General features: G+C 62.1%; 22 protein-coding genes. 12 read left to right on the forward strand and 10 right to left on the reverse strand.

Annotated features, from left to right (window positions below):
• Positions 1-4 precede the first annotated feature (4 nt).
• Positions 5-1,366 (reverse strand): nucleotide sugar dehydrogenase, encoded by a 1,362-nt coding sequence (locus tag AC1DXO_RS02410; RefSeq protein WP_476976486.1) that lies wholly within the window; start codon positions 1,364-1,366, stop codon positions 5-7.
• 141 nt (positions 1,367-1,507) lie between these two features.
• Here AC1DXO_RS02410 and AC1DXO_RS02415 point away from each other — a divergent pair, with 141 nt between their 5' ends.
• Both AC1DXO_RS02415 and AC1DXO_RS02420 read left to right on the forward strand, forming a co-directional pair.
• Complete coding sequence (locus AC1DXO_RS02415; protein ID WP_476976487.1) at positions 1,508-2,485, forward strand: NAD-dependent epimerase/dehydratase family protein; 978 nt, start codon at positions 1,508-1,510, stop codon at positions 2,483-2,485.
• 2 nt (positions 2,486-2,487) lie between these two features.
• Positions 2,488-3,963 carry a sulfotransferase family protein gene (locus AC1DXO_RS02420; RefSeq protein WP_476976488.1) on the forward strand — a complete coding sequence of 492 codons (1,476 nt, stop codon included), beginning with the start codon at positions 2,488-2,490 and terminating at the stop codon, positions 3,961-3,963.
• 212 nt (positions 3,964-4,175) lie between these two features.
• On the opposite strand, the gene AC1DXO_RS02425 is transcribed toward AC1DXO_RS02420, so the two are convergent.
• On the reverse strand, positions 4,176-4,991 hold the full coding sequence (locus AC1DXO_RS02425; protein WP_476976489.1) for a sensor histidine kinase: 816 nt from the start codon (positions 4,989-4,991) through the stop codon (positions 4,176-4,178).
• Positions 4,992-5,195: 204 nt separating this feature from the next.
• Here AC1DXO_RS02425 and AC1DXO_RS02430 point away from each other — a divergent pair, with 204 nt between their 5' ends.
• Positions 5,196-6,968, forward strand: a complete 1,773-nt coding sequence (locus AC1DXO_RS02430) for a sensor histidine kinase (protein ID WP_476976490.1) — start codon at positions 5,196-5,198, stop codon at positions 6,966-6,968.
• Between the two features lie 159 nt (positions 6,969-7,127).
• On the opposite strand, the gene AC1DXO_RS02435 is transcribed toward AC1DXO_RS02430, so the two are convergent.
• On the reverse strand, positions 7,128-8,075 hold the full coding sequence (locus AC1DXO_RS02435) for a hypothetical protein (RefSeq protein WP_476976491.1): 948 nt from the start codon (positions 8,073-8,075) through the stop codon (positions 7,128-7,130).
• 86 nt (positions 8,076-8,161) lie between these two features.
• Here AC1DXO_RS02435 and AC1DXO_RS02440 point away from each other — a divergent pair, with 86 nt between their 5' ends.
• From AC1DXO_RS02440 to trhA, 3 genes are all read left to right on the forward strand, one after another.
• The gene (locus AC1DXO_RS02440; RefSeq protein WP_476976492.1) at positions 8,162-8,488 is read left to right on the forward strand and encodes a DUF1491 family protein; all 327 of its coding nucleotides are present in this window, start codon (positions 8,162-8,164) and stop codon (positions 8,486-8,488) included.
• Positions 8,489-8,579: 91 nt separating this feature from the next.
• Positions 8,580-8,960, forward strand: a complete 381-nt coding sequence (locus AC1DXO_RS02445) for a hypothetical protein (protein ID WP_476976493.1) — start codon at positions 8,580-8,582, stop codon at positions 8,958-8,960.
• A gap of 162 nt (positions 8,961-9,122) precedes the next feature.
• Positions 9,123-9,779, forward strand: a complete 657-nt coding sequence (gene trhA / locus AC1DXO_RS02450; RefSeq protein WP_476976494.1) for a PAQR family membrane homeostasis protein TrhA — start codon at positions 9,123-9,125, stop codon at positions 9,777-9,779.
• Here trhA and AC1DXO_RS02455 read toward each other — a convergent pair.
• Positions 9,773-10,636: a LysR substrate-binding domain-containing protein gene (locus AC1DXO_RS02455; protein WP_476976495.1), complete on the reverse strand. Its 864-nt coding sequence runs from the start codon at positions 10,634-10,636 to the stop codon at positions 9,773-9,775. The two genes, trhA and AC1DXO_RS02455, sit on opposite strands and share 7 nt — an antisense overlap.
• 74 nt (positions 10,637-10,710) lie before the next feature.
• On the opposite strand from AC1DXO_RS02455, the gene AC1DXO_RS02460 reads away from it, so the two are divergent.
• Both AC1DXO_RS02460 and AC1DXO_RS02465 read left to right on the forward strand, forming a co-directional pair.
• Positions 10,711-12,054, forward strand: a complete 1,344-nt coding sequence (locus AC1DXO_RS02460; protein WP_476976496.1) for a pyridoxal phosphate-dependent decarboxylase family protein — start codon at positions 10,711-10,713, stop codon at positions 12,052-12,054.
• Between the two features lie 32 nt (positions 12,055-12,086).
• The gene (locus tag AC1DXO_RS02465) at positions 12,087-13,691 is read left to right on the forward strand and encodes a peptide chain release factor 3 (protein WP_476976497.1); all 1,605 of its coding nucleotides are present in this window, start codon (positions 12,087-12,089) and stop codon (positions 13,689-13,691) included.
• 540 nt (positions 13,692-14,231) lie between these two features.
• Here AC1DXO_RS02465 and AC1DXO_RS02470 read toward each other — a convergent pair.
• Positions 14,232-14,657: an MAPEG family protein gene (locus AC1DXO_RS02470; RefSeq protein WP_476976498.1), complete on the reverse strand. Its 426-nt coding sequence runs from the start codon at positions 14,655-14,657 to the stop codon at positions 14,232-14,234.
• A gap of 3 nt (positions 14,658-14,660) precedes the next feature.
• On the reverse strand, positions 14,661-14,984 hold the full coding sequence (locus AC1DXO_RS02475) for a DUF8200 family protein (protein ID WP_476976499.1): 324 nt from the start codon (positions 14,982-14,984) through the stop codon (positions 14,661-14,663).
• A gap of 76 nt (positions 14,985-15,060) precedes the next feature.
• On the opposite strand from AC1DXO_RS02475, the gene AC1DXO_RS02480 reads away from it, so the two are divergent.
• The 4 genes from AC1DXO_RS02480 to AC1DXO_RS02495 all read left to right on the forward strand — a co-directional run bounded on the left by AC1DXO_RS02480 (position 15,061) and on the right by AC1DXO_RS02495 (position 20,370).
• A complete protein-coding gene (locus tag AC1DXO_RS02480) occupies positions 15,061-15,690 on the forward strand; it encodes a TetR/AcrR family transcriptional regulator (RefSeq protein WP_476976500.1) in 630 nt (209 codons plus the stop codon).
• Between the two features lie 219 nt (positions 15,691-15,909).
• Complete coding sequence (locus tag AC1DXO_RS02485; protein WP_476976501.1) at positions 15,910-17,250, forward strand: hypothetical protein; 1,341 nt, start codon at positions 15,910-15,912, stop codon at positions 17,248-17,250.
• 226 nt (positions 17,251-17,476) lie between these two features.
• Positions 17,477-19,150, forward strand: coding sequence for a carboxylesterase/lipase family protein (locus tag AC1DXO_RS02490; RefSeq protein WP_476976502.1), 1,674 nt, complete (start codon positions 17,477-17,479; stop codon positions 19,148-19,150).
• A gap of 62 nt (positions 19,151-19,212) precedes the next feature.
• Positions 19,213-20,370, forward strand: coding sequence for a glycoside hydrolase family 130 protein (locus tag AC1DXO_RS02495; RefSeq protein WP_476976503.1), 1,158 nt, complete (start codon positions 19,213-19,215; stop codon positions 20,368-20,370).
• A gap of 3 nt (positions 20,371-20,373) precedes the next feature.
• Here the strand turns inward: AC1DXO_RS02495 and AC1DXO_RS02500 are convergent, their stop codons facing one another.
• The 4 genes from AC1DXO_RS02500 to nadS all read right to left on the reverse strand — a co-directional run bounded on the left by AC1DXO_RS02500 (position 20,374) and on the right by nadS (position 24,606).
• Positions 20,374-21,471 carry a DUF2336 domain-containing protein gene (locus AC1DXO_RS02500; protein WP_476976504.1) on the reverse strand — a complete coding sequence of 366 codons (1,098 nt, stop codon included), beginning with the start codon at positions 21,469-21,471 and terminating at the stop codon, positions 20,374-20,376.
• 41 nt (positions 21,472-21,512) lie between these two features.
• The gene (locus AC1DXO_RS02505) at positions 21,513-22,385 is read right to left on the reverse strand and encodes a hypothetical protein (protein WP_476976505.1); all 873 of its coding nucleotides are present in this window, start codon (positions 22,383-22,385) and stop codon (positions 21,513-21,515) included.
• A gap of 85 nt (positions 22,386-22,470) precedes the next feature.
• Positions 22,471-24,258, reverse strand: coding sequence for an ATP-binding cassette domain-containing protein (locus tag AC1DXO_RS02510; protein WP_476976506.1), 1,788 nt, complete (start codon positions 24,256-24,258; stop codon positions 22,471-22,473).
• A gap of 60 nt (positions 24,259-24,318) precedes the next feature.
• The gene (gene nadS / locus AC1DXO_RS02515; RefSeq protein ID WP_476976507.1) at positions 24,319-24,606 is read right to left on the reverse strand and encodes a NadS family protein; all 288 of its coding nucleotides are present in this window, start codon (positions 24,604-24,606) and stop codon (positions 24,319-24,321) included.
• Between the last annotated feature and the right edge of the window lie 14 nt (positions 24,607-24,620).

Genomic DNA, 24,620 nt, shown 5'->3' on the forward strand with positions numbered 1-24,620 from the left:
TCGGCTACGCCTTGCACACGTTGGGCGCATCGCCAAACCCAGCGCGCGCGACGGCATTACGGGTATCCACGACAAGACCGACATTCTTGACGATCAGGCCGTAATCCACGCCGTCATGGTCGGTGCCGATAAGAGCGGCGTCGAAACCATTCAATACGCTGGGCACAAGCTCGATCGAGCGACGTCCGGCCAAGGCCGCATGCTCGCGCGTCATAGGCACGACGGGCACAAACGGGTCGTAGAATTCGACGGTTGCGCCGCGGGCTTCAAGAAGCTCGATCAGACGGAAGCCTGGGCTTTCGCGGATGTCATCGACATTCTTTTTATAGGCCAGGCCGACCAGCAAAATCTTGGCGCCGTTCACACTCTTGGAGAAACGATCACTCAACTGATCGACGAGCCGCGCCACGACGACGGCCGGCATTGAGGTGTTGATTTCGCCGGCAAGTTCAATGAAGCGCGTCGGAATGTCGTGCTCACGCGCTTTCCAGGTCAGGTAGAAGGGGTCGATCGGGATGCAGTGGCCGCCCAGGCCGGGACCCGGGTAAAACGCCATATAGCCGAAGGGCTTGCTCTTGGCCGCCTCGATGACTTCCCAGATATCGATACCCAGGGCCGTGTAGATTTGCTTGAGTTCGTTCACCAGGGCGATGTTCACAGACCTGAAGATGTTTTCTGTGATTTTGACCGCTTCGGCGGTATCCAGCGAAGATACGGGAACGACCTGGGTGACGAATTGCTCGTACAGCGCCGTCGCAATCGCCAGCGCGCCGGCATCGTCTGCGCCCACAACCTTGGGTATGGAGGTTGTTCCAAACAGCGGATTGCCGGGATCTTCACGTTCGGGGCTGAACGCCACGAAGAAGTCGGTACCGCACTTCAGACCGCTTTTTTCCAGGATCGGAATCATCAGTTCGCGAGACGTCCCGGGATAGGTTGTCGACTCGAGAATAACTAGCTGCCCGACCCGAAGGAACGGTGCAATACTTTCCGCCGTCTGAACAACACAGGAAAGATCGGGCTCGCGATTCTTGGTGAGGGGCGTCGGAACGCAGATCAATAAGGCATCGACTTCGCCAACACGGCTAAAGTCCGTCGTTGCGTCAAACGTGCCCTGTACCATGCGGTCGGAAAAAATTTCTGCGGGCAGGTGCTTGATATAGGTCTGGCCCTGCCGCAGCATTTCGGGCTTGGCGGAGTCTACATCGAACCCGACAACCTTGAAACCGGCGTCGTTCAGGGCGCGCGCGAGCGGAAGCCCCACATAGCCCAATCCAATGACGCCAACAGAAGCTTCGCGGGAGAGAATACGTGCCACCTGGGCAGCCGCAAGCTCGGGCTTAGCCCTGATTTTTTCTTCTAACATTGAATTCCTCGCCTAAAATTTTGTGTAGAATTAATGCATTCCTAGCTTGGCGCAGGAAAATTGACAAGGCCCTTTCACTTTTTTGTCGCGGCCGTCGCAGGAAAATGCGATGGAGCTTCGCGACCATAAAAGAGGCAGGGAATGACATATATTATCACTGGAGCGGCGGGTTTTATCGGATTCAACACCGCGACGCGCCTGCTGGATCGCGGCGAAACCGTGATCGGACTCGATAATCTCAACAGCTATTACGACCGGAATCTGAAGCTGAGCCGCCTTGCTCTGCTGACGGAAAGACCCGGCTTCACCTTCCATGAGATCGAGCTCGCCAACCTCGACGAAATCCGCACCGCGCTGGCCGGGACCAAGCCGCGCAAAGTCATCCACCTGGCCGCACAGGCAGGCGTACGGTATTCGCTTGAAAATCCGCATGCCTACATACAATCGAATGTCGTTGCACAGGTAAATATCCTCGAATACTTCAGGTATTGCGATTCCTTCGAGGGCATGAGCTACGCCTCGTCGAGTTCCGTCTATGGAGGGAATACGGAGTTACCGTTTTCCGAGAAACAGACGGTGGACACGCCCATTTCGCTCTATGCCGCCACCAAGAAGTCCGATGAGCTGATCGGTCACGTCTACTCTCACCTGTTCCAGATGAAGCTGACCGGTCTGCGGTTTTTCACGGTCTACGGTCCGTGGGGCCGCCCCGACATGGCCATGTGGTTGTTTACCAAGGCCATCCTGGCCGGCGAACCGATCAATGTCTTCAACTATGGCAAGATGCGGCGTGATTTCACCTATATCGACGATATCGTCAGCGGCGTTGTCGCGGTGACGGACAGCCCGGCGGAATCGATCGACGGCAAGGCGCCGCACCGCGTCTACAACATCGGCAACAACAACCCGGAAGACCTGCTGTACATGATCGGCCTCATCGAGAAGGAACTGGGCCGGACCGCGGAGAAAGTCCTGCTGCCGATGCAGCCGGGTGACGTGCCTGCAACCTATGCTGACATTTCGGCGATCCAGAACGACCACGGTTTTGCGCCCACCACCCAGATTGAAGTCGGTATTCCCCGCTTTATCGAGTGGTATCGGCGTTATCACAAGCTTTAGTCATGTCCGAAGCGGATCCTGACTGGCTGGATGTCGGTGGTGCCGGCCAGGGACTGGACAAGCTGGCTGCGCGTCTTGCACTGACGCAAAAAAAGGTTCTGGACCTGCCGGCGGCACCTACGGCCGCCGCACTTCCCGTCGAAGACCTGGTAAGGTCGGCCGTCGGCGCAAACAGCGGAGCGATCCGTGCCGTCACGGTGGTTCACCAACTGCACAAGGTGGCGCCCGCTACGGCAGCCGACATAACGCGGGTGGCTGTGGAGATGGCGCGCGACGTGGTGGTGGTGTTGCAGCCGAACTACGACGCGAACAGCTACCTTTTTGGCCATGGCCTGAAGTGGTTCACCGCGGAATGGTCTAAAAACACCAACCTGATGACGTCCTTCGACCTGTGGCGCATGTTCAAGGCGTCGGTTACAGGCCGGGCGACCCTGGCCGTGCTCGGCCGCAAAAAGGTGGCCAATTCTTCGCACCCGTCGATTGTCTCGCTCAGCGCGCCGAAAAACATCAGCAGCCAGGAGCTCCATCTGCATACGGACAAGCCGTCCGTGCAATTCGACGGCAAGGTCTATGAAGAGCTCCTGGGCATTGTCATCAAGCACCGCCCGACAACGCGCAATACCCTGTCCTGGCGTGAGGTCGCGGATATGCTGGGCCAATGGGAGGTCATAAGGGTTGAAGAGACCGAACCGGCAGCGCAATACGCGCCGGCCCTGCCTGCCCGAACGGGTGAAGCGGCGGACAAGCGCAAGTACCTATTTGTGTGCGGTGTGCCGCGCTCGGGAACGACGGCGTTGACGCGGCTTCTGAACGGCCACCCCCTTGTCGGACTAGGCATCGAACGGTTCCGGCTGCAGTGGCTTGCCGGCAAGATGTCACCCGAACTGTTCGAACGTCAGCGCTTTTTCGCCTACCAGCCCGATGACGGCGCTCCGGATGTCTTCGCGAAATACGCGAAGGACTACGATGAGCTGGACAGGAAATGGGACGATCTGACCGTTTTTGGTGACAAGGTGCCGCGATATTACGCCAGTCCGCCCTGGTCCGCCTTTCCGTCAGCGCAACTCGTCTTCATTGCGCGCGGTCCGGGGGCCGTGGCAGCGTCCTGGGCGCGCCGCGCCAGGGACAAGAGCGACGTCAGCTGGGCGGAAACGAACGACTTCAATCCCGCCATCCAGGAATGGAACACCGGCATGCGCACGGCGCGCCGTCTGGCCTATAGCCATCCCGGCCGGTTCATCATTGTTTCCTATGATGATATTTTCTCGGATGATATGGCCGCGTTCAGCGGCCTGCTGCGTCAGATCGGCTTGCTGCCATCCAAGGCCCTGATCGCGTTTCACAGCGAACTGGTAAAAGACCGGCCCCGATTTAACCCTGCCCACACGCCCGAAGAGCTTGAGATGCTTAAACAGGCCGACATGTCGACCTATGAGGAACTGCTCGAAATCGCCCGCGACCAGGCAATGGCAAGGTGAAGAATTCGTCTGGAGGGCGGCTTCGGCTAACGCGAGTTATTCCAAACCGCGATGACGATGGCTCATCGCGGTTGGCAAGGGCGCCAGAAAACGCTCTTTGGCCGCCCGAGCTTATGCGAGGAGCCATCGGGGCCGCCCGTGCGGCGGCGTTTGAGCTGAAAGAAACTAATACCAACCTGAACCTTATGCGTCGGTATCGCTGTAGGTTGGTATTAGGCCGGCTTCAGGCGCAGGACGGCCTTGAGGCCCTCGCCTGGACGGGTAATGACGCGGAAGGCGCCGCCCATGGCCTGGCAGTTCAGCTTGACGATGGCCCAGCCGAGGCCGGCGCCCTCGCGGGTGCGGTTGTGCAAGGTCGTGCCCTGCTCGAAGGGTAGCATCAGTCGCTCGATATCGGCAGGGTCGGGTGCGTTGCCGCGGTTGAACACGCTGACATCGACGACTCCGCCGTTGCTGCGGGCGTCGAGTTCGACCACGCCGCCATTCTCCGTGAAATCGATGGCGTTGTGCAGCAACTGGTCGAGGCAGGACGCCATGCCGCGCGGATCGAACATGGCGTACAGATCTTCGTCACGCAGCCTCACGTCAATACCTATGCCGCGCGCCTGGGCAACAGGACGCATCTTGCCGGCTGCCTCCTCGAGAAAGGGCAGGATGGGCTCGGCAGCCGGTTTCAGATCGCCGCCGCTTTCCAGGCGGACGATCTCGATAAAACCGTTGAACAGGTTGAGCAGCTTCGAGCCGCTGTCATTGATGATATTGGCGTATTCGACATATTGCGGCGAACCGAGCGGCCCGTACAACTCCTGGCGCAGGATTTCCGAAAAGCCGATAATGCTGTTGAGCGGCGTACGCAGTTCATGGCTGACCATACGCAGGAACGACTTCTTGGCCACGTCCTTATCAGGACTGCGGCGCGGGTCCAGGTTCCAGTTGGGATACTCGGTCTGTCCCGCTGCCGGCTCGTGCGTCACCGGACCCGTGGGCGCCTGGGCCAGTGCCTGGGAGTTAGGCAGGGAAAGGGACATGATACGCAACCCGGGCTAAAAGGATCGAGGCTTTGCGCCAAATCCCATTATTACACAGGGATATTAACCTCGCGTTACGGTGCTGGATGTCATGCTGTCCAAGTCCCTATCTTCGCTTGCGGCGCGATAAGCTTCGTATTTTCCCCGCGCCGGTTTAAGATCGTCCGGTTTTGGGCCCGGTCGCGGGTCGTTGAGAGAACACGCGTGTCGTTCAAGGCCTATTTTCAGGATGCGTCCTCCCCGGCTGCCGGTGCGGAGACAGGCTTGCGGCTCAGTGTCATTGTCTGGCACCTCGGCTGGTCGGCCGTCATGTTGCTGGGCCTCGTCGGCCTGATGCTGTTCGTCCCGGCGTCGCCTTTTGTCGCCGGCGCCTTTGTCGCCATGACGGTGCCTGGCGCCTGCGCGGCCATCCTGCTCAGCCGCGACACCTCCGCCTGGCGCCAGGGCCTGATCTGGATATGGAGCCTGTGCGCCGTCGTGGCCACCAGCCTGACCGGCGGTATAGCGGGCCCGGTCGCCATCTGGACCCTGACTCCGGTTGTCGCCGCGGTGGTGCTGAACCAGAGGCGGCTGATCTCGCTGGGCGCCACCCACGCCATTGTGGTCGGACTGATCGGCTCCATGATCAGCCTGTGGCAGGGCGTGCGCCTGCCCCAGGGCCAGGAAAGTTTCTGGCTGTCGCTGATTTCGGTGTTTTCGGTGGTCGGCGGATTGAGCGTCGGCTTGCTGCCGGCCCTGCGCGCGCGGGTCGAACGCGCCCACGATGCCGAGGATGCCCGCGCTCGCCTTCTGAAGATGCTGACCGAACAGCCGCATCTGGTGCTGTGCCTGGACACCGCCGGAAAGGTGGTGTCCGCCTATGGCGAGGCGCCGCCGGGCCTGGATCTGAATTCACTGATGAGCCTCGGCCTCAGCGCCTCGGCGCATGCCCCCGACCGTCCGCAGGTCAGGGCCGCGCTGGAAGCCGCCATTGCCAGCGGACGCGCCGAGATCGGCTTTACGCCCCACGGCGCCATGGATCACTTCGTTCGCCTCAGCCTGCGCAAGAGTCCGGACGACCGTCTCTATGGCGTGCTGAGCGATGCGTCTCTGCCCCATGCCCGCGAGGCGGCTTTGGAAGCGGCGCGCGCCGAGGCCGAAGCGCTGAACGCCGGCAAGACCAAGTTCCTGGCCAGTATGAGCCACGAACTGCGCACGCCGCTCAATGCGGTGATCGGCTTCTCGGACATCATGCGCCAAAAGCTGTTCGGCGACCTGTCGCCGAAATATACCGAATATGCCCAGCTGATCTGGGAGTCGGGCCAGCACGTGCTCGACATGATCAATGACGTGCTCGATATGTCGAAGATCGAGGCGCAGAAATACGAACTGAGCCTGGAAAGCTTCGACCTGCGCGAGCCGGTGTCGGCGGCGCTGCGGCTGATCCGGGCGGCGGCGCACGACAAGGCGATCGAAATTGCCAGCCACATGCCGGCGGGTCCGCTCAATGTCACGGCCGACAAGCGCGCCATCAAGCAGATATGTCTCAACCTGTTGTCCAATGCGGTCAAGTTCACGCCGCGCGGGGGCGAGGTCTCGCTGACCCTGCAACAGGCGGGCGATGAGGTCGAAATCATCATCCGTGACACCGGCATCGGAATTGCGCCCGACGATCTCAGCCGGATCGGCCAGCCTTACGAGCAATCGGGCACGGCCGAGCAGAAGGCCATGGGCACGGGGCTGGGCCTGTCCCTGGTCAAGGCCATGGCGCACCTGCACGGCGGCCAGATGATTCTGACCAGCCAATTGGGCGAGGGGACGACGGTGACGGTCCGCCTGCCGTCCGGCCAGGCCGCGGCCGGCGAAGCGACGGTCTCCGCGGCGGACGCTTCTCACACAGCAACAAAGACTCAGGTCAATCCACTGGAAGACTATACCTACACACCGGAAACCCTGACCGGGTTCAGCGATTTCGTCATTCGCCCGCCGAAGAGTTAGGCTTTACCCCTCCGGCTCGCGGGCTCGCCACCTCCCCATCTTCGCTTCGCTTGATAGGGAGGAGGGAGGTTTAACCTGTAACCCCTCCTCCCTGTTGCGAAGCTCTTGCGTAGCAATGGGGAGGTGGCTCGCGAAGCGAGACGGAGGGGCAATTCTGCCTTAAATCTTACCGCCATACGGCGACGGCAGGCCGATATAGGTCAGGCCGGTGATGAAGTCGCCGACCTCGAAGCGCAGGTAGCGCGGGCCGTCCTCGCTTTCGAACACCACAATAACGTCTTCGCGCGGATCGAGGCGGGCCATGGCGGAAAAGGCGCGCGTCGGAAAGTCGAAGCGCAGGGCGTCGACCGGCCCTTGCTCGCCGACATAGTCGCCGGTCAGGCTGTAGCCGGCGCTGTTCGTCGTCACCTGCGGGCTGAGCAGGGCATTGGCGTCGCCGGTGTCCTGGGCCGTGAAGCTGACAAATCCGGTTTCCGACACGCCCTGCGGCATGGTCTGGCTGAGGGCGTAGGGCGCCGGATTGATCAGTCCGATCACATTGACGGATGGATCGCGGACCAGCAGACGGGCACTGTAGGGATGGGCGCCGTCGGCAAAGGCAGCCATGACCGAAAAGCTGTTGTGCGCCAGGGTTCCGTAAAGGCCCAGCGCCGCATCCGTGCCGGCGACGTTCTGATACTGCACCAGGCGCCATTCGGTCTTGTCACCGAAGGCACGGCTGGCGCGCCAGGCTGTGCGCTGCGACGGCAGGTACAGGCTTGTCTGGGCCAGGAAACCGCGGAAGCCGCTGCGTGCCAGTTGCGCTTCGCTGGCGATTTCGGGCGCCTGGCAGCTGGCATTGGCCGCCGCTGTGCGCGCACGGGCCAGCCAGGGGCTGATCTGCGCCATGGTGTAACCGTTGCGCAGGGCGCTGTTGCGTGCCTGGATATAGCCGGCCTTCAGCGCACTGGCGGTTGCGGCGTCAAGCAGGTGGCAGCGCGCATCGGCCTGGGCCAGGAAGTAACGTTTGACGGCGATGGCGCCGATATCCTCGGCCGCCATGGCGACGGGGGCCGCGGCAATCGTCACAGCGGCGGCCAGGGTCAGCCAGCGAAAGGGGCTCATCATTGCGCTTTTCGGTTTGAGAACGGTATATGTCCATCCCACATTCGCACATTACGGTTTAAGAGCCGTCGAGGAACAGGGTTAAGCGCATGTTACTGTCGGCAGATTTCTGGGTGAGCGCGCTGGTCCGTCGCGTCGAACAGGCCGGCAGCTTCGCCTATATCGCGCGCAAGGGCGATGCGCGTTACGGTTCGGTGCTGGTCAAGGTGGTCAATCTGCGCACACGCGACACCTATGTGCTGCGTGAAGCGCAAAAGGGCGACGCAACCGTGTGGATGAAACCGACGGCCAGCTTGACCGAGAGCGATCTCGACGCCTATATCGCGCGCCAGGTCGGCTATGATCCCGACATCTGGGTGGTCGAGATCGAGGATGTCGAGGGACGGCATTTTCTTACTGAACCCGTTGATTTATAGTAAATTTCAACGTTAACCTTTTTCCTAAACCGGATGGCAAAGCCTTTGCGTTAGTGTGGCGTTCATAACCACCTAGTAGCGAGGCGTAAGTTTGTATTTCCTGTTGAACGATCTGGTCCTGGATATCGAACCCACGCGCATGATGCATCCGCTCGATGCCGAACGCTTCGAGTCGCTGAGTCTCGACTACATCGCGCAACTGGGTAAGGAAATGTTCGCGGAAGACGCCATGGCGCACCGCAAGAACTCGGAGCGCGCGCGCCGCCTGGCCTATCTGATCCATCTCAAAATGCCGCGCATCAATGCCGCCCAGTTCTTCGTCATGTCCGCCAATGGCCAGCCGGAGAGTGTCGACGCTGCCTTCAAATCGCTCAACGAAATGGCGATGGGAATGATGTACGAACAGCAGATGCGCGGCCAGCTCGACTCCAACAAGGTCGATCACGCTGTCTGGCACCGCATGGCGGCCTGATCGTATAAAGTTCGACCGACAGCGGTCACGCAACTGTGCGGATCGAAATGGCTGATCCCGGCCATCCGTGCGTTATTAAGGCCGGAAGATGTGGTGCGACGTGCTATAATAAGCCACTATTCGTGACTTGACCTTGACGTAAACGTCATATTTAGTGCGACCATGACCCTGTTTCCGCAACACTACCCGACTCCGTGGGCCCGCCACGCCGATATGATCGTTCATATCGTTGGCTTAGCCCTGGCGCTTTTTGGCGGCGGTGTCGCCCTGGGCCTGGCCGTCAGCCACGGCCTGTTGGGCAAGGTTGCTGCGGTCACCGTCTATGCCCTGGGCTTCATCGCCATGCTGGCCTTTTCCATGGCCTATAATTTCGCCAAGCCGAGTTGGCAGCCGTTTCTGCGCCGGCTCGATCACGCCGGCATCTTCCTGATGATCGCTGCCAGCTATACGCCCTTTACAACCCAGGCCCTGACGGGTGGCTGGGCCCTGTGGATGAGCGTGACGGTGTGGACCCTGGCCGGCCTCGGTATCCTGGGCAAGCTGTTCCTGCCCGGCCTGGGCAAGGTCTTCTGGGTCATTCTCTATCTGGTCCTGGGCTGGCTGGTCGTCATCGCCATCCGGCCGATGGTCCGCGAAGTGCCACTGCCTGCCATGATTCTGCTGGCCGCCGGCGGTATCGTCTACAGCGTCGGCGCCGTCTTCTACATGATGAAGCGCTTGAAGTTCCGTCGCGCCATCTGGCACGGCCATGTCCTGACCGGCGCCACCTTGCACTATGTCGCCGTTCTGGTCGGTGTTGTGCTGGTCGGTAGTCACTGATCTAAAATCGGCAACAACCAGTCGCGGAATGCAGACACTGCCGGATGGCCGTCCAGTTCGCTGCGATAGGCCAGGCTGTAGGTCTGTCCGCCCGGCGCCTCCGTTTGCTGTATTTCGACCAGCCGTCCGTCGGCGACATCCTGCGCCATCAGCCGGCGTCGCGTCCATACCACGCCCAGACCGTCACGCGCCGCCGCCAGGGCCAGGGCCGCGTCGTTGAATTCGATTCCTTCCGCAACGGGTAGCCGTCCACGCCCAATGCGCTGAGGCCACGGCGTGCCGCTGTGGCGCAGACGCTCGCTTGTTGGCCAGGCCTGCGGGTCCGTACCGTATCGCGCCAGCCAGTCGGGGGTGGCCGCGGCGACATGGTTTTCCTCCGGAGAGCGGTGACAGGTCAGACCGGCCGGATCGAACAGGCCGTAGCGCACGGCGACGACCGGCAAGACCGGCGGCAGACTCATGATCTGGTACTGGGTCAGCAGCGACAGACGGATATGCGGATAGCGCGCCCGGAAATCACCGAGATTGGGTAATAGCAGGCTGACGGCGATCGAGGGTAGGGTGAAGACGTGCAGGCTTTGTGCGACGGCCGTTCCGCCAGGCAGGGTGAGGGCATCGTGCAGCGCCTGAAGCGGCTCTGCCAGACTGGTCCGCAACGCCTTGCCGGCCTCGGTCAGGACGATATGCGGCCCGTTGCGCACGAACAAGGCCTCACCGCACCAATGTTCCAGGGTCTGGATATGGCGGCTGATGGCGCCCGGCGTGACATGGCGCTCGGTCGCGGCGCGGCTGAAGGCGCCCAGACGCGCGGCAGCTTCGAAAGCTTGCAGTACGGGCAAGGGCGGCAGGGTTTTCATATTGCATAAAACTCACGATTATACTGTCATATTATCGATTTAAATTGCACATAGCGCAATATAGATTGGCGGCCATGACCAACGAAATCGACATCATGCAACGCGCCGACACGGCCGCCACGACCTATATAGCCGGCGTCGAAAGCCGGCGCGTAACGCCTTCGCCGCATAGCCTGGCCCTGCTGGCGGATTTCGACGAGCCCCTGCCGCAATCCGGCTGCGACGCGACTGAGGTTATCGACCTGCTGCATCGCGCCGGATCGCCCAATACGGTGGTGTCGAACGGCCCCAACTATTACGGCTTTGTCCTGGGCGCCGCCCTGCCAGTGGCGGCTGCCGCCGATCGCCTGGCGCTCGCCTGGGATCAGTGTGCCTCATCACCGGATTCGTCGCCGATCGCCGATGTGCTGGAAAAGACGGCGGCGCGCTGGTTGCTCGATATCCTCGACCTGCCGCGCGACAGCGCGGTTGGCTTCGGTACAAGTGCCACAGCCTGCGCCATGACCTGCCTGACGGCGGCCCGACGCGAACTGCTGCGCCGCAAGGGCTGGGACTTCGATGCAGACGGACTGGACGGCGCGCCGAGCGTTCGTATCGTCATGCCGCAGATGGCGCATATCACCATGAAAAAGGCGGCCCGCGTCTTGGGCTTTGGCATGAATCGCGTCGTCTTCGCGCCATGCGACGACCATGGCCGCGTCGACCCGGCGCAACTGCCGCCACTCGACGACATGACGATCCTCTGTCTGCAGGCCGGCGAGGTCAATACCGGCGAGTTCGACCGTTTCGCGGATATTGTGCCCTTGGCCAATAAAGCCGGGGCCTGGGTGCATGTCGATGGCGCCTTCGGCCTGTGGGCGCGGGCGGGCTCCGATCGCCAACTGACCGACGGGATAGAGGACGCGGACAGTTGGACGACCGACGGCCACAAGTGGCTCAATACGCCCTATGACGGCGCCATGGCCATCTGCCGCCACCCGCACGCCCTGGCCGAGGCGATGAATTCCGACGCCGCCTATTCGCACGCCGCCTGGGACGCGCAGAAAAACCTGACGCTGGAGTTTTCCCGCCGGGCGCGCGGCATCGCCATCTGGGCGGCGCTGAAAGGGCTTGGCCGCGACGGCGTGCGCGAAATGGTCGACCGCCACTGCCGGCTGGCGCGCCGGGTCGCCGACGGCCTGCGTGAGACCGGTTTGGAGGTGCTGAATCGCGTCGTACTCAACCAGGTCCTGGCACGGGCAGGCAGCGATGAAGCAACGGCTACTCTCATGTACGCCGTTCAGGAGTCGGGCGAAGCGTGGTTCGGTCCGGCCGTATGGGAGGGGCGCCCGGCCTTCCGCATCAGCCTGTCGTCGTGGCGGACGCAGGACCATCACGTCGAGGCGCTGATTGCCTTGATTAGGCGGGTTAAACTTTGACTTTTGCGGCGTGAGGCCTTATCGCCACGGCCATGAGCCATACCCCCGAAACCGAAGCCAGGCGCCGCCGCACCTTCGCCATCATCTCCCACCCCGATGCCGGTAAGACGACCCTGACCGAGCACCTGCTGCTTGCAGGCGGGTCGATCCGTGCCGCCGGCCAGGTCCGGGCGCGCGGTGAAAACCGCCGCACGCGCTCGGACTGGATGAAGATCGAACGCGAACGCGGCATTTCGGTCTCGTCCTCGGTCATGACCTTCGAGCACGACGGACGGATGTTCAACCTGCTCGATACGCCGGGCCACGAGGACTTTTCGGAAGACACCTACCGCACCCTGACCGCCGCCGACGCCGCCGTCATGGTGCTTGACGCCGCCAAGGGCATCGAGCCCCAGACCTTGAAACTGTTCGAGGTCTGTCGCCTGCGCGATATCCCGATCATCACCTTCATCAACAAGATGGATCGCGAGGCCGAGGATCCCCTGGCCCTGCTCGACGAGGTGGCGTCTAAGCTGCAGCTCGACCCGTCGCCGCTTTACTGGCCGGCCGGCTCCGGCGGACGCTTCAAGGGCATGGTCGACCTGACCAGCGGCGCGTTCCTCGCCTATGTCAAGAAGCAGCCGGGCGCCGAGGTCGACGAAGGCCATCCCGACGCCATGACGATCGATGCGGCCCTGGCCGGTGGTTATCTCGACGCGGCCGAACGCGCCGAACTGGACGACACGGCCGAACTGGTCGCCGGCGGCTTCAAGCCGTTCGACGTCGCAGCCTTCCTGGAAGGCCATATGACGCCCGTCCTGTTCGGCTCGGCCCTGCGCCATTTCGGCGTCGATCAGTTGCTGAAGGCCCTGGCCGAGTTCGCTCCGGCACCGAAGTTCGTCAAGGCCGAGAAGGCCGGCGCCGATACCCAGGTCGATCCCGGCGATCGCGAAGTCACCGGCTTCGTCTTCAAGGTCCAGGCCAATATGGACCCCAATCACCGCGACCGCATCGCCATGCTGAAACTGTGCTCGGGCAGGTTCGAGCGCGGCATGAAGCTGAAGGTTCAGAACACCGGCAAGCAATTGTCGGTCAATGCGCCGATCATGTTCTTTGCCTCGGATCGCGAACTGGCCGAGGAAGCCTTCGGCGGTGATGTCATCGGCATCCCCAATCACGGTGTCCTGCGGGTGGGTGACAGCCTGTCGGAAAGCGGCGTCATTCGTTTCCAGGGCCTGCCCAACTTCGCGCCGGAAATCCTGCAGCGCGTTCGCGTCAAGGACCCGCTGAAGGCCAAGCACCTGAAGAAGGCATTGGAATCTCTTGCCGAGGAGGGCGTGACCCAGTTGTTCCGTCCGGCCATCGGTTCGGACTTTATCGTCGGCGCCGTCGGCCAGCTTCAGTTGGAAGTCATGGCCGACCGCCTGGCCAATGAATATGGACTGGAGTGCGTGTTCGAACCGTCGCCGTTCCAGGAAGCGCGTTGGTTGGGCGGTGACGCGGCCAAGATCGAGGATTTCGCCGGCAAGTATCGCTCGGCCATGGGCACGGACCTGGACGAGGCGCCGGTCTTTCTGGGCAAATCCGCCTGGGAGATCAACTATGTCGCCGAGCGCTTCCCGGATGTGGCGTTCCAGCGGACGAAGGAACGGGGATAGCAAGTAAGGGAGAGAACCACAGATTGCGCAGATTACGCAGATTTTTATCGGTGTTATTTATTATGTGAGATTGGCGATTATCCGCGTGTCTGTGAGATAGGGCTATCGAACATGGTTCGGGGTGGCTCCCAAAACCGCCTCTTCCCGTTTACGGGGAGAGGCCGGCGCGAAGCGCCGGGTGAGGGGCATTCCACTATAAACGCCGCGATTCGGACAGTTGTCGATTAATGCCGCATAAATACTACAGAACTATTCTTCGCATCTTTCTATCTGCTATAACTTACATTGCTAAGGTGACGCGGAACAGCTTGCTTGTGGCGAGCAGGGTGAGGGGTGTTCTGAAGACTGTTTTACTGTAGAATTCGACCATTTTGCTCCTCACCCGGCGCTTCGCGCCGGCCTCTCCCCGTAAAGTGACGGGAAGAGGCGGTTTCATGCAAGATTTTTGGGGAACGGAGTTGGAGACAACAGCACAAAAAAGGCTCAGCGGTGACGAACCGCTGAGCCAGTTTGCAGAGACGGCTGCACCTAAGGGAAGGATCAGCCGTAAAGTCGTACCAGGCCCCGCACGATCATTATACCCAGGACCAGCCACGACAGTACGAACACACTGAAACGCACGATAACGATATTGACGGTCGCCTGGATCAGCGAATGGATATAGCGCAGGGCGACATAGGCCCAGGCCAGGATAGTAGACAGCGTATCCGCCTGGCCCAGCAGCACCAGGGCGATGACCACCGCATAGAAGACGGTCGGCGCTTCGGCGAGGTGGTTGTAGTTGTCGGCGACATTGCGCGCCCAGGCCGGCAGGGACTCCCGCGCACCGGGTTTGGCCATGGCTCTCGCGCTGATCTTCATACGGATCATGGCCGGGATGCGCGTCGCATACAGCGCATTGATCATAATCAGATGCAGCAGGCCAAGCGCCAGGACGGCGCCCAGCATGGAGGACGCGGGCGCCACCGCCTAAGCCTTGGCGCGGACGTTACAGCGCGCCAGATCGTCGGCCGACAACGCCTTGCCGCGATAGGTAAAGCTCGATACCGCGCCGATTTCCGAAACCACGCGCTGGCACGAGCGCACGACCGGCATGTCATCGACCCAGGCGGCGTGACAGCTTGTGTCGCTGCACGCCCATTCCGACCCGTCGATAATATATCGGGCGCTTGCCGCCGGCGCCTTGAGGACGAGGTCGGCGGATTCGACGTCGGGTTGACGTGCGGCGCCGAAAGAAGGAACCATCATTACGGCCAGAGCCGCGGTTATGATAAAGGATTTGCGAAACGTCATGTCAGCCTCCCGGAATAGTACTGGATATTTGTACCGTTTCGCATAATATAAAAACGAGTCAAGGATTTTATGCGTAATGGTACAAAAAGAAGAATTGAAAGCGGGTCCAGGCACGAAGACGCGGGGTCGGCCGCGCGCTTTCGATCCGCAAACCGCCCTGCATGCCATGCGCGAGGTCTTTTGGCACAAGGGCTATGCCGCGACGTCGCTGGATGATCTGTGCGCGGCGGCGGGTATGAACCGGCCCAGCCTGTACAATGCCTTCGGTGAAAAGGCCCAGGTATTCAAGGCCGTGCTCGACGACTATGTCGCCGAGGTCAAACCGATGTACGAGCAGGCGTTTCGCGCCCCGGTGCCCTATCGTGAGGCGCTGTTGAAGGTCTATGAGACGGCCTTCACCATCTATTTGGTCCATACGCGCGGCCTCGGTTGCTTCATGATCGGCGCTGCCCTGACAGACAGCATGCGCGACGACGAGGTTGCCGCGATGATTCTGGCAAGGTTGCGCGAGATGGACCGCGGTTTCCTTAAGCTGAGCCATATTGCCCAGGGCCGTGGCCAACTGCGCGACGGTGTGACACCCGAGGCCGCCGCCATCCTGTGCGCCTCGATCCACAACGCCATCTCGGTGCGCATGCGGGCCGGTGAAACCGTCGACGACCTGCGTTGCTACGTCCAGCAGGCGATCACCATCATCTGTGCTTAATCATCCGGTTTGGCCTTGGACCAAACCGGATCACAAAGAAAAGCAAATCCGGAGGGCTGGGCCGCCCCAACTGACGGATTTTCTTTATTGGCCTCCGTGAAAAGTACACTGAGGCCTGAGGCCGAACGGAAGTGTGGCTAACAGATTGCAAATGTCCTGTCGAATGTGAGCGAAGCGTATCGTCCTGATACGTTTTTCGCCTCACACGGTGGACAGGCGATGTTTGAATTCGGGCGCGAACTGCGACGTATCTTCCGCAACCAGGGGCGGGTCGAGACCGACCCGAGCCTGTATGAACTGCTGAATCTCAAACTGCTCATCACCCAGGGCCGCAATCTCGATATCGAGGGCGGGCGAATCTCGACCAAGAACCGCTTCGCCCCCTATATCGAATCCGCCCAGATCTGGCGCGAATACGCCCGCCGTACCGGTGATCCCATCGCCATGCGCCGCGCCGCCGCCGCTGCCGAAAGCGCCGGCAAGGAAGCCAAGACCGCCAACGAAGCCGCCATGGCCGTTCTGGAACAGGCCCAAACCTGCATCCTGGGCACCGACCTGTTCGAAACCCGCGAATTGCTGTCGTCCGCCGAAGACCTGCTGGCCGGCGGCCGGGCAGCGATCCAGGACGATGACGCCCTGCGCGCCCGTTTCAACCGCGTGGAAGCCCAGTTGGCCGCCCGGCTGGCGGTCAAACAAGGTATCGGTGGCGACCTGGAACTGGCCCTTCTGGCCATGTCTCACATCGACCGCGCGGTGGAACGCGCCGACCAGCGCGTGCGCCAGACCGGGACCGCCGCCGACAAGATTGAAGCCGCCCATGCGCGCTTCGAGCGCGGCGACCTGCTGATGGTGGTCGGTCTCGACCGTTGCGACTCGTCTCTGTTGACGGCTGTGATCAAGGATTTCGAAGCCCTGCTGGCGCGTCTCGATCCGGCCTATGAGCCGGTGACCTATGCCCGTGTGCTGCTGCGTCTGGCCCTGGCCCATATCTGGAAGGGCGAGATCGAAGGTAAGCCCGAGATCATCAGTGAAGGCATCTCGCTATTGAGCGCCGACGACGAACCGGTCGATTACGAGCATTCGCCGCTCGACTGGGTCGAACACAAGCAGGCCCTGGCGCTGGGGCTGCAGACCCTGGCCGAACTGACGCTGAACGACGATATCTATGCCAAGGCGATGCAGGTTTACGACCTGGCGCTGAAGCGGCCGCTGCAAAAGGGCCTGGCCCTGCGCGCCGAGCTGGTCAATAACCGCGCCGCCTGCCTGGCCCGCCATGCCGAGGTCCAGGGCGATCTGAAGACGCTGGAAGCCGCGGAGACGGCGTTCAAGTCGGAGGTACGCGGCGTCAAGCCGCAGGAAGATCCGGTTACCTGGGCGATCTTGCAGACCAACCTGGCTCGGCTTTATGTTGCGCGCGGCGATATCACCGGCTTCATGCTGGAACGCGCCGAAGCCGCCTATGCCCTTGAAGCCGCGCTGGAAATTTTCGCCGAACATGGTTTGAAGACGCTGTCGGCGACGGCGCAGAGCCAGCTCGACCGGGTTCGCGAGGCGCAGTAGATTGACCCCTCCGTCGGCTTCGCCGCCACCTCCCCATGCTTCGCACAGGGAGGAGGGGGGACCATTTGTCTTGCCAATGACGCCACCCTCCTCCCTGTGCGAAGCATGGGGAGGTGGCGGCGAAGCCGACGGAGGGGTAGGCGATCGAAACAAATACGTTACCGGTCTTGCCTTTTGGTAGCGCTAACCTAAGCTCTCTTCCAACGATAAAATGGGAGAGGATGCCATGCGTCACCAATGGAACCGCCGCCACGTGCTGGGCGGAATGACGGCCGCTGCCGGACTGGCGTTTTCGGCCAGAGCGGAGTCCCTCGGTAAATCGACTATCCCTTCCGCGCCGTTTATCGAGGTCGAGACGGCTTCGGGCAAGGTCCGCGGCGGCCACGCACGCGGCGCCCTGGCCTTCAAGGGCATCCCCTATGGCGGCTCGGTCAGCGGGACAGGGCGGTTCAAGGCCGCGCCGCCGGTTACGCCGTGGACGGGCGTGTTTGACGCCACGCATCTGGGGCCGCCGACTTTGCAGACGCCGGGCTCGACCTATGGCGAACAGGAACCGGCCTATAGCGAAGACTGCCTGGTGCTCAATGTCTGGACGCCCGCCGCGGACAGTAACAAGCGGCCGGTGATGCTCTATATCCACGGCGGCGGTTATTCGACGGGATCGGGCGGCTCGACCTCCCAGGACGGCGGTAAGCTGGCGGCGACCTACGACGTCGTCGTGGTGTCGTGTAACCATCGTCTGGGGTTGTTGGGGTTCCTGTATCTTGGCGACAAACTGGGTGAAGACTACAGCGGCAATCAGGGCATGCAGGATATCGCCATGTCGCTGGCCTGGATACGCGACAATATCGAACGTTTCGGCGGCGATCCTGGCAATGTCATGGTGTTCGGTGAATCGGGCGGTGGCGGCAAGGTCGGTACCCTGCTGGGCATGCCGTCGGCCAAGGGCCTTTATCACAAGGCCGGGATCTCCAGCGGCGCAGCCATGCACCGGATGTCGAAAGCCGTGGCCGCGGAGACGACCGAGCGCCTGTTGCGGGCATTGGATATCAGCGACGCACGCAAGCTGTTCGACATTCCCGCCCAGACCCTGCTTGAGCTGCAATGGGCCGGCGACAAGGGGCAGGGCGCCTTGAGCCTGGCAACCCGGGGCTGGGCCGACGCGCCTGACAATGGTCGCCGCAAGCCGGGCTTTGCCGAGGCCCTGATGGCCGGTCATTTCGGCCCGGTGGTCGATGGACACGTCCTGCCGGCCGATCCGTTCGCCGACGGCGCGGTCACGCCCCTGGCCGCCGATATTCCACTGATGATCGGCAGCAACAAGGAAGAGGCCAGGTTCTTTTACATGGGCCAGCCGGAGATGTTTGCGCTCGACATGGCTGGACTGGAAAGCCGGGTGCGTGCGGACTATGGCGACTGGGCCGGCCGCCTTCTCGCCACCTATCGCGCAAACCGTCGGGACGCGTCGCCCTCGGACCTCTATATCGCCATCACTACGGCGCGCGTCTTCGGCAACGACACCGCCACCCTCGCCGGCCTGAAATCGGCACAACCGGCACCTGTCTATGCCTATCGCTGGGACTACAATTCCAACCGGCCGATTGCCAATACGACGGCGACACTGGGCTCCGGCCATGCCACGGATATCGGGCCGACCTTCGACAATAGCGACCTCGGCGGGCTGCACGGTGATGGGCCGGGCGTTGCGGCGGCCTCCGCCAACCTCAGCGCCCTGTGGACCAGTTTTGCCCGGACCGGCAAGCCATCGGCGCCGGGCGCGCCCGATTGGCCGCGTTACGACATAGCGCGACGGGCCACCGTGCTGGTCGATACGACCTGCCGCATCGTCGACGATCCGGATGCCGCCGAACGCAAGCTTTGGCAGTCGCTGGAAGCATAATCCACATTGCCTCTTGATGCGTCGCGGTAGCATCTAGTACCGCACTGCAACAGGAGCGCGCCATGCCCGACAGCCAGTCCCCCCAAAGCCTCGCCGCACGTCGCGTCTATGACGTCGACCATCTGGTCTTGACGCCCGACGACATCGATCTCGGCGCCTCGCCATTGCACGGTCATCTCAATGCCGAGACCTATGTGCTGGGCGCCTTCAATCCCGGTCTGACACGGTTGGGCAGCGGTAATTTGCTGATGATGGTCCGCGTCGCCGAAGCGCTCAAAACGCCGATCTTCGACGGCCATGTCCACGCCATCCGCTGGGATGCCGGCCGTTACGTCCTCGATCCGTGGCCGCTCGACCTGGTCGACACCGCCGATCCGCGCGCTTTCAAGCTGCGCAGCGGCGGCTGGCGCGTCATCGCGCTTACCTCCCTGTCGTGGTTGCTGCCGGTCGAGCTGTCGCCGGACGGCATGGAAGTCGTCGCTTTCCACTATGACAAGGCGGTGGTCCCGCAAGGGACATGGCAGTGCTATGGCATTGAGGATCCGCGCATCAGCCGGGTTGGCGATCTTTACCTGATGACCACCTGTTCGGTCAGCCCCGAGCGCCATTCGACGACCCTGTACAGTTCGTCGAACGGTCTCGACTGGCGCTTCGAAGACATCGTCCTCGACCATCAGAACAAGGACATGCTGATCTTCGAGGGCATGGTCAATGACGAATACTGGGCCCAGACGCGGCCCCTGGGCGATCTCTATTTCGCCTACCCGCCGGGAAGCGAATGGCGCGCCGGCCCGTCGATCAATCTGGCGACCTCGAAGGACATGTTGTACTGGAAGCCGCACCTGTCACCTGGCATCCGGCCGCATTCCGGCACGGTGGCGACGGCGCGCATGGGCGGCGGGACACCGCCGATACTAACGGACCAAGGCTGGCTGACCCTGTGGCACGGTGTCGAGCCCAAGGAGATTGTCGGTATCTATCGGACCTATTGGTCATTGCTGGATGCGCATGACCCTACCCGGGTCTTGCGCAGCGATCATGTGCCGCTTCTGGAAGCCAATCCCGACCTGACACGGCCGATCGAGCATCAGATGTATCTGCGCGATGTCGTGTTCACGACCGGGATCGTCGACGGCGGCGACCACTATATCGTGGCGTCCGGCGAAGCCGACCTGGCCTGCCGCATCACCCACATCCCCAAATCGGTGTTCAGCTTCTAATAATTAGGCGGCGTGGCCTTCCGCCCGGCGCAGGCGCCAGAAGCGGATGGTGCGCAGGGCCGTGTCGCGCGGCAGGTCGTTGTACAGCTTGCCATATTCCGCCGCCCGGCCCATGGCGTTTTCCGAGTCCGACAGCATGATCATGACGCAGGTCAGGAACAGTGCCTTGTCGAGATCGGCCGCCTTGCAGGCGATGGCCAGGGCGTCGACTTCGCGCTTTTCGATCAGGTTGCGTGCGGTCAGGAAATCGATATCCGCCATCTGGGCCAGGGCGCAGTAGAAATAGGTCTGGTTCGGATCGCGCATATATTTGGCCAGCAGCGACGGCGTTAGGCGCTCGTTCTTGCGCAGGGCTTCGACATCGGCATAGATTTTTTCGTAATCTTCCGGGAAGTCGCCATAGGCGATGGCGATCCGGTTGCGGCCCTTGCTCAACGCCAGTTCGACGGCGGCAGGGTCCAGCTTGGCGTTCTCGGCCATGATACGTTCGCGCAGGCGCGTCTCGACGACGAAATACATATCGTTCATCAGGTCGGGCGGCAGGTCGGGGCGGTTGACCACGACCTCGTGCAGCGCAGGATTGGACTGCGCCCGGGTGACCACCTCTTCCGACGAGGCCCGCGACAGGCGCGCGCCGTCATTGCTCAGCAGGGCGTGCAGGGTGGTGTCGTCGCCACGCTTGACGATGACGCCGGAGACGCTTTCCGGAACCTGTTCGCGTTTCGAGACGGCGCGCAGGTGGTCCTGGCCCTTGGTCGAGACGACGTGCATCAGGTCGGTTTCGCTCAGCGCCTTGGACCGGGTCAGGATGGGCTCGGCGACCTCGATATCATCGACCGCCAGCTTGCGCAGCAAGCCCAGCGGCGCGTTGCGCGCGCCGGCTATGGTCTGGGCGATTTCGGCGCGGACGATGGTTTCCATATCCGTGGTGAGCTGAGTCATGACGGAATCGTACAGTTCCATTTCCGTCCCGCCAACATTGTCGGGCTGGGTCATGAAAATGTCAGTCACGTTGCGCAAAAGTTCCCGGCGCTTGGCGCTCGACGGCTCCTTGGCCAGTTCGATCAGTTCGACGAGGGAAGAGGTCGGAGTGCGGGACATGAAGCTACCTTAGGGGGTTGCCGGTTAGGGCCTGGAGGTCTTTAAGGCTGGGAGGTTTGGCCGTCATCGCTGCCGGACTCTTGGGTGGCGGTTTTGTCGTCATCATCATTGCTTTCGACGGCGTCGAAATGGGTTTCCAGCAGGGCGCCAGTCGCGTCGTGATCGACCTGTATGGGATCGGGATGCAGTCCGTATTGGCGGTGCAGGCTGTAGCGGCGCGGTTCCTGCGACACGGTGTCGGTAATCTGTTCGCCCGGAATGAAGACGTGGTCGGTTTCCTGCGAGGCCAGTGATGTCGTAGCTTGAGGCGCAACGGGGGCCGCACCTCCGGCTGGGCTGGCGGCGTCCTGGGGCGGGGTTGCCGCTTCCGCAGCAGCCTGCTGGGCCTGAAGAGCACGGGCGGCGGCTATGCGCGCGGCGTATTTACTGGTCGCCGGGACCTGGTAGCTGCTGCCGGCCGCGGGCGGCGGGGCGTCTTCGTCTTCCGGATCGGAGGCCGGAATCGGCGGCATGACTATGGGCTTGGGCTGCGGCACCGACTGCGGAACGGCGACGGACGCCATGGGCACAGGCGCCGCCACAGGCTGCTGCGCTAAAGGCTGTTGCAATATGGGTTGGCGCGGCAGGGGCGCGACACTGGCCTGGCGAGGTTGCGGCACAGGCTGCGGAGCTTGCTGTTGCGGCGCCGACCGCGTCGACTGCTTGGCGGGCCAGTTCAGGGTATGGTTATAAGGGTCGCCGACCTGGCCGTAGGGCGAGGCTGGAACATTGTATGCCTGCGGGGACGGCTGCTGCGCCTGAGGTTTGTTCTGCCAGTTCAAATAGGGACCTGCCGTATTGGCATGGCTGAGCACGGGCGCTGCGAACAGCGCCGTAAAGGTCAGCAGGGCAATACGGGACACCGGTATGGGCATGACGGTCTTCGGGCGGTCTTCGGGTTACAACCGAAAAAAGCCTATGCGACCGAGTTTAATTAAAGCCTAATTTAGACAAGGATTCTCAACCAGCGAGAGCGGCGCGGCGGTCCTCGAGTTCCAGCCACTCGGTTTCGCCGCCGTCGAGGTCGGAACGCAACGATTCCAGGCGCTTCATGGTGGCGTCGAACGCCTTGGGGTCGCGGGAATAGAGCGTGGGGTCTTCGAGCACCTTTTCCAGTTTAGCGATATCGGCCTGCCATTGCGGCATCAGCTTTTCGAGGTCTTCGAGGCGTTTCTGATCCTTGTAGGACAGCTTCTTGGGCGCGGTCTTGCCGGCGGCCTGGACGGCTTTTGAACTGCCTTTGGTCGGCGCCGGGGCGAAAAAGTCGGGGTTTTGACGCAGGAAATCCTGCCAGCCGCCGGGGGTTTCGGCAGCCCGGCCCGAACCATCAAGCGCCAGAGTCGAGGTCGCCAGGCGGTCGATGAAATCGCGATCGTGGGAGACCAGGATCAGGGTGCCGTCATAGTCGGCCAGCATGTCTTCGAGCAGGTCGAGCGTGTCCATGTCGAGATCGTTGGTCGGTTCGTCGAGCACCAGCAGATTGGTCGCCTTGGCCAAAGCGCGGGCCAGTTGCAGGCGATTGCGCTCGCCGCCTGACAGGGTCTTGACCGGTTGGCGCAACTGCTTTTCGCGGAACAGGAAGTCCTTGGCATAGGCGGCAACGTGGCGCGGTTCGCCGCGCACCATGATCGAATCCGAGCCGGAATTGGCCAGGACATCCCACAGGGTCTCCTCGCCCTTCAGCGCGTCGCGGCCCTGGTCGAGATAGGCGACGTCGAGATTGGTGCCGAGCTTGATCTCGCCCGAGTCGGCCGGCAATTGGCCGATCAACAGCTTGACCAGGGTCGACTTGCCGGCGCCGTTGGGGCCGACAATGGCCAGGCGATCACCGCGGATGATGCGGGTCGAGAAATCCTTCAGCAGAACCTTGTCGCCATAGGCCTTGGAGACGTGCTTCAACTGGGCGACCAGCTTGCCCGAGGTGCCGCCGGAATCGATGGCCATTTCCATCGGCTTGTCCATCTGCTTCATGCGCTCGGCATGGTCCTGGCGCATGGCGTTGAGGCGGGCGGCGCGGCCTTCGTTGCGCGTCCGCTGGGCGGTGATCGAACGGTAGAAGGTATAGGTTTCGCGCTCGATCGCCTTTTCGAGGCGGCGCAGGGATTCGGCGGTGTCGGCCTCGATGCGCGCCTGCCATTCATCGAAAGCGGCATAGCCCTTGTCGAGGCGCAGGACGCGGCGTTCATACAGCCAGTAGCAGCGTTGAGTGATGCGTTCGAGGAAGGTGCGATCATGGCTGACGGTCAGGACGGCGCCGCGGAACGACTTCAGCCGGTCTTCCAGGGTCTGAATGGCAAAGATGTCGAGGTGGTTGGTCGGTTCGTCGAGAAAGATGAGGTCGGGATCTTCGGCAAAGGCGCGGGCCAGGGCGGCGCGGCGCTTTTCCCCGCCCGACATGGAGTCGGTCGGGCCCTTCGGATCGACGCCGAAGGCGGCCAGTTCGGCCTCGGCGGTGTAGTGTTCGGCGCCGCCGGCGCAGACCCAGTCGAGGATGGTGTGGCCGGTGGGTTCGGGTTCCTGCAGCACGAAAGAGAAGCGCACACCCTGGTTGACGATGCGTTCGCCGCTGTCGGCTTCGATCAGCCCGGCCATCATGCGCATCAGGGTCGACTTGCCGGCGCCGTTGCGGCCAACCAGGCAGGCGCGAACGCCGCGATCCAGCGCGATATCGACGCCATCAAACAGCGGCGTCATACCGTCCATAAGGCGGACGTCTTTCAGGGCGAGCAGGGGGGCTTTGGCGTTCATGGCCGGGATGTAGAGGGCCCGGCCGGGTTTTTCAAAGGGTTTTTGGCTTTTGTGGTGATTTTACGGATGGAGCGCCTTGCGCGTTTCCTGTGGCAAGCGGGCTATGACGCTGAGATAGGCAGCGGCGGTCCGATCTGGATGGCGACGATGTTGTTCCCAGCCCTGCAGGGTGGTCAGCGGTATGCCATAAGCCTGTGAAAACTCCGACTGCGACATGTCGAGGCTCTCGCGGATCGCTTTCACGTCCGGTACCTGAAGGACGGTTGTGCGAACCGTGCTGGCATCCCCTCTCGCGTAGGCAACGGCTTCCCCAAGGCTTTCGATCAGATCTTTTTCAAATTGTGACATGCCCTCATTTTCCG

It is taken from the genome of Asticcacaulis sp. P2_C5 (assembly GCF_056404555.1).

Coding starts and splice junctions, on each gene's coding strand:
- AC1DXO_RS02505 (WP_476976505.1), bottom strand. CDS start 22,385: ATGCCCATACCGGTGTCCCGTATTGCCCTGCTGACCTTTACGGCGCTG.
- AC1DXO_RS02475 (WP_476976499.1), bottom strand. CDS start 14,984: ATGACGTTTCGCAAATCCTTTATCATAACCGCGGCTCTGGCCGTAATG.
- AC1DXO_RS02435 (WP_476976491.1), bottom strand. CDS start 8,075: ATGATGAGCCCCTTTCGCTGGCTGACCCTGGCCGCCGCTGTGACGATT.
- AC1DXO_RS02415 (WP_476976487.1), top strand. CDS start 1,508: ATGACATATATTATCACTGGAGCGGCGGGTTTTATCGGATTCAACACC.
- trhA (WP_476976494.1), top strand. CDS start 9,123: ATGACCCTGTTTCCGCAACACTACCCGACTCCGTGGGCCCGCCACGCC.
- AC1DXO_RS02425 (WP_476976489.1), bottom strand. CDS start 4,991: ATGTCCCTTTCCCTGCCTAACTCCCAGGCACTGGCCCAGGCGCCCACG.
- AC1DXO_RS02510 (WP_476976506.1), bottom strand. CDS start 24,258: ATGAACGCCAAAGCCCCCCTGCTCGCCCTGAAAGACGTCCGCCTTATG.
- AC1DXO_RS02455 (WP_476976495.1), bottom strand. CDS start 10,636: ATGAAAACCCTGCCGCCCTTGCCCGTACTGCAAGCTTTCGAAGCTGCC.
- AC1DXO_RS02420 (WP_476976488.1), top strand. CDS start 2,488: ATGTCCGAAGCGGATCCTGACTGGCTGGATGTCGGTGGTGCCGGCCAG.
- nadS (WP_476976507.1), bottom strand. CDS start 24,606: ATGTCACAATTTGAAAAAGATCTGATCGAAAGCCTTGGGGAAGCCGTT.
- AC1DXO_RS02500 (WP_476976504.1), bottom strand. CDS start 21,471: ATGTCCCGCACTCCGACCTCTTCCCTCGTCGAACTGATCGAACTGGCC.
- AC1DXO_RS02490 (WP_476976502.1), top strand. CDS start 17,477: ATGCGTCACCAATGGAACCGCCGCCACGTGCTGGGCGGAATGACGGCC.
- AC1DXO_RS02480 (WP_476976500.1), top strand. CDS start 15,061: ATGGTACAAAAAGAAGAATTGAAAGCGGGTCCAGGCACGAAGACGCGG.
- AC1DXO_RS02465 (WP_476976497.1), top strand. CDS start 12,087: ATGAGCCATACCCCCGAAACCGAAGCCAGGCGCCGCCGCACCTTCGCC.
- AC1DXO_RS02460 (WP_476976496.1), top strand. CDS start 10,711: ATGACCAACGAAATCGACATCATGCAACGCGCCGACACGGCCGCCACG.
- AC1DXO_RS02485 (WP_476976501.1), top strand. CDS start 15,910: ATGTTTGAATTCGGGCGCGAACTGCGACGTATCTTCCGCAACCAGGGG.
- AC1DXO_RS02440 (WP_476976492.1), top strand. CDS start 8,162: ATGTTACTGTCGGCAGATTTCTGGGTGAGCGCGCTGGTCCGTCGCGTC.
- AC1DXO_RS02495 (WP_476976503.1), top strand. CDS start 19,213: ATGCCCGACAGCCAGTCCCCCCAAAGCCTCGCCGCACGTCGCGTCTAT.
- AC1DXO_RS02410 (WP_476976486.1), bottom strand. CDS start 1,366: ATGTTAGAAGAAAAAATCAGGGCTAAGCCCGAGCTTGCGGCTGCCCAG.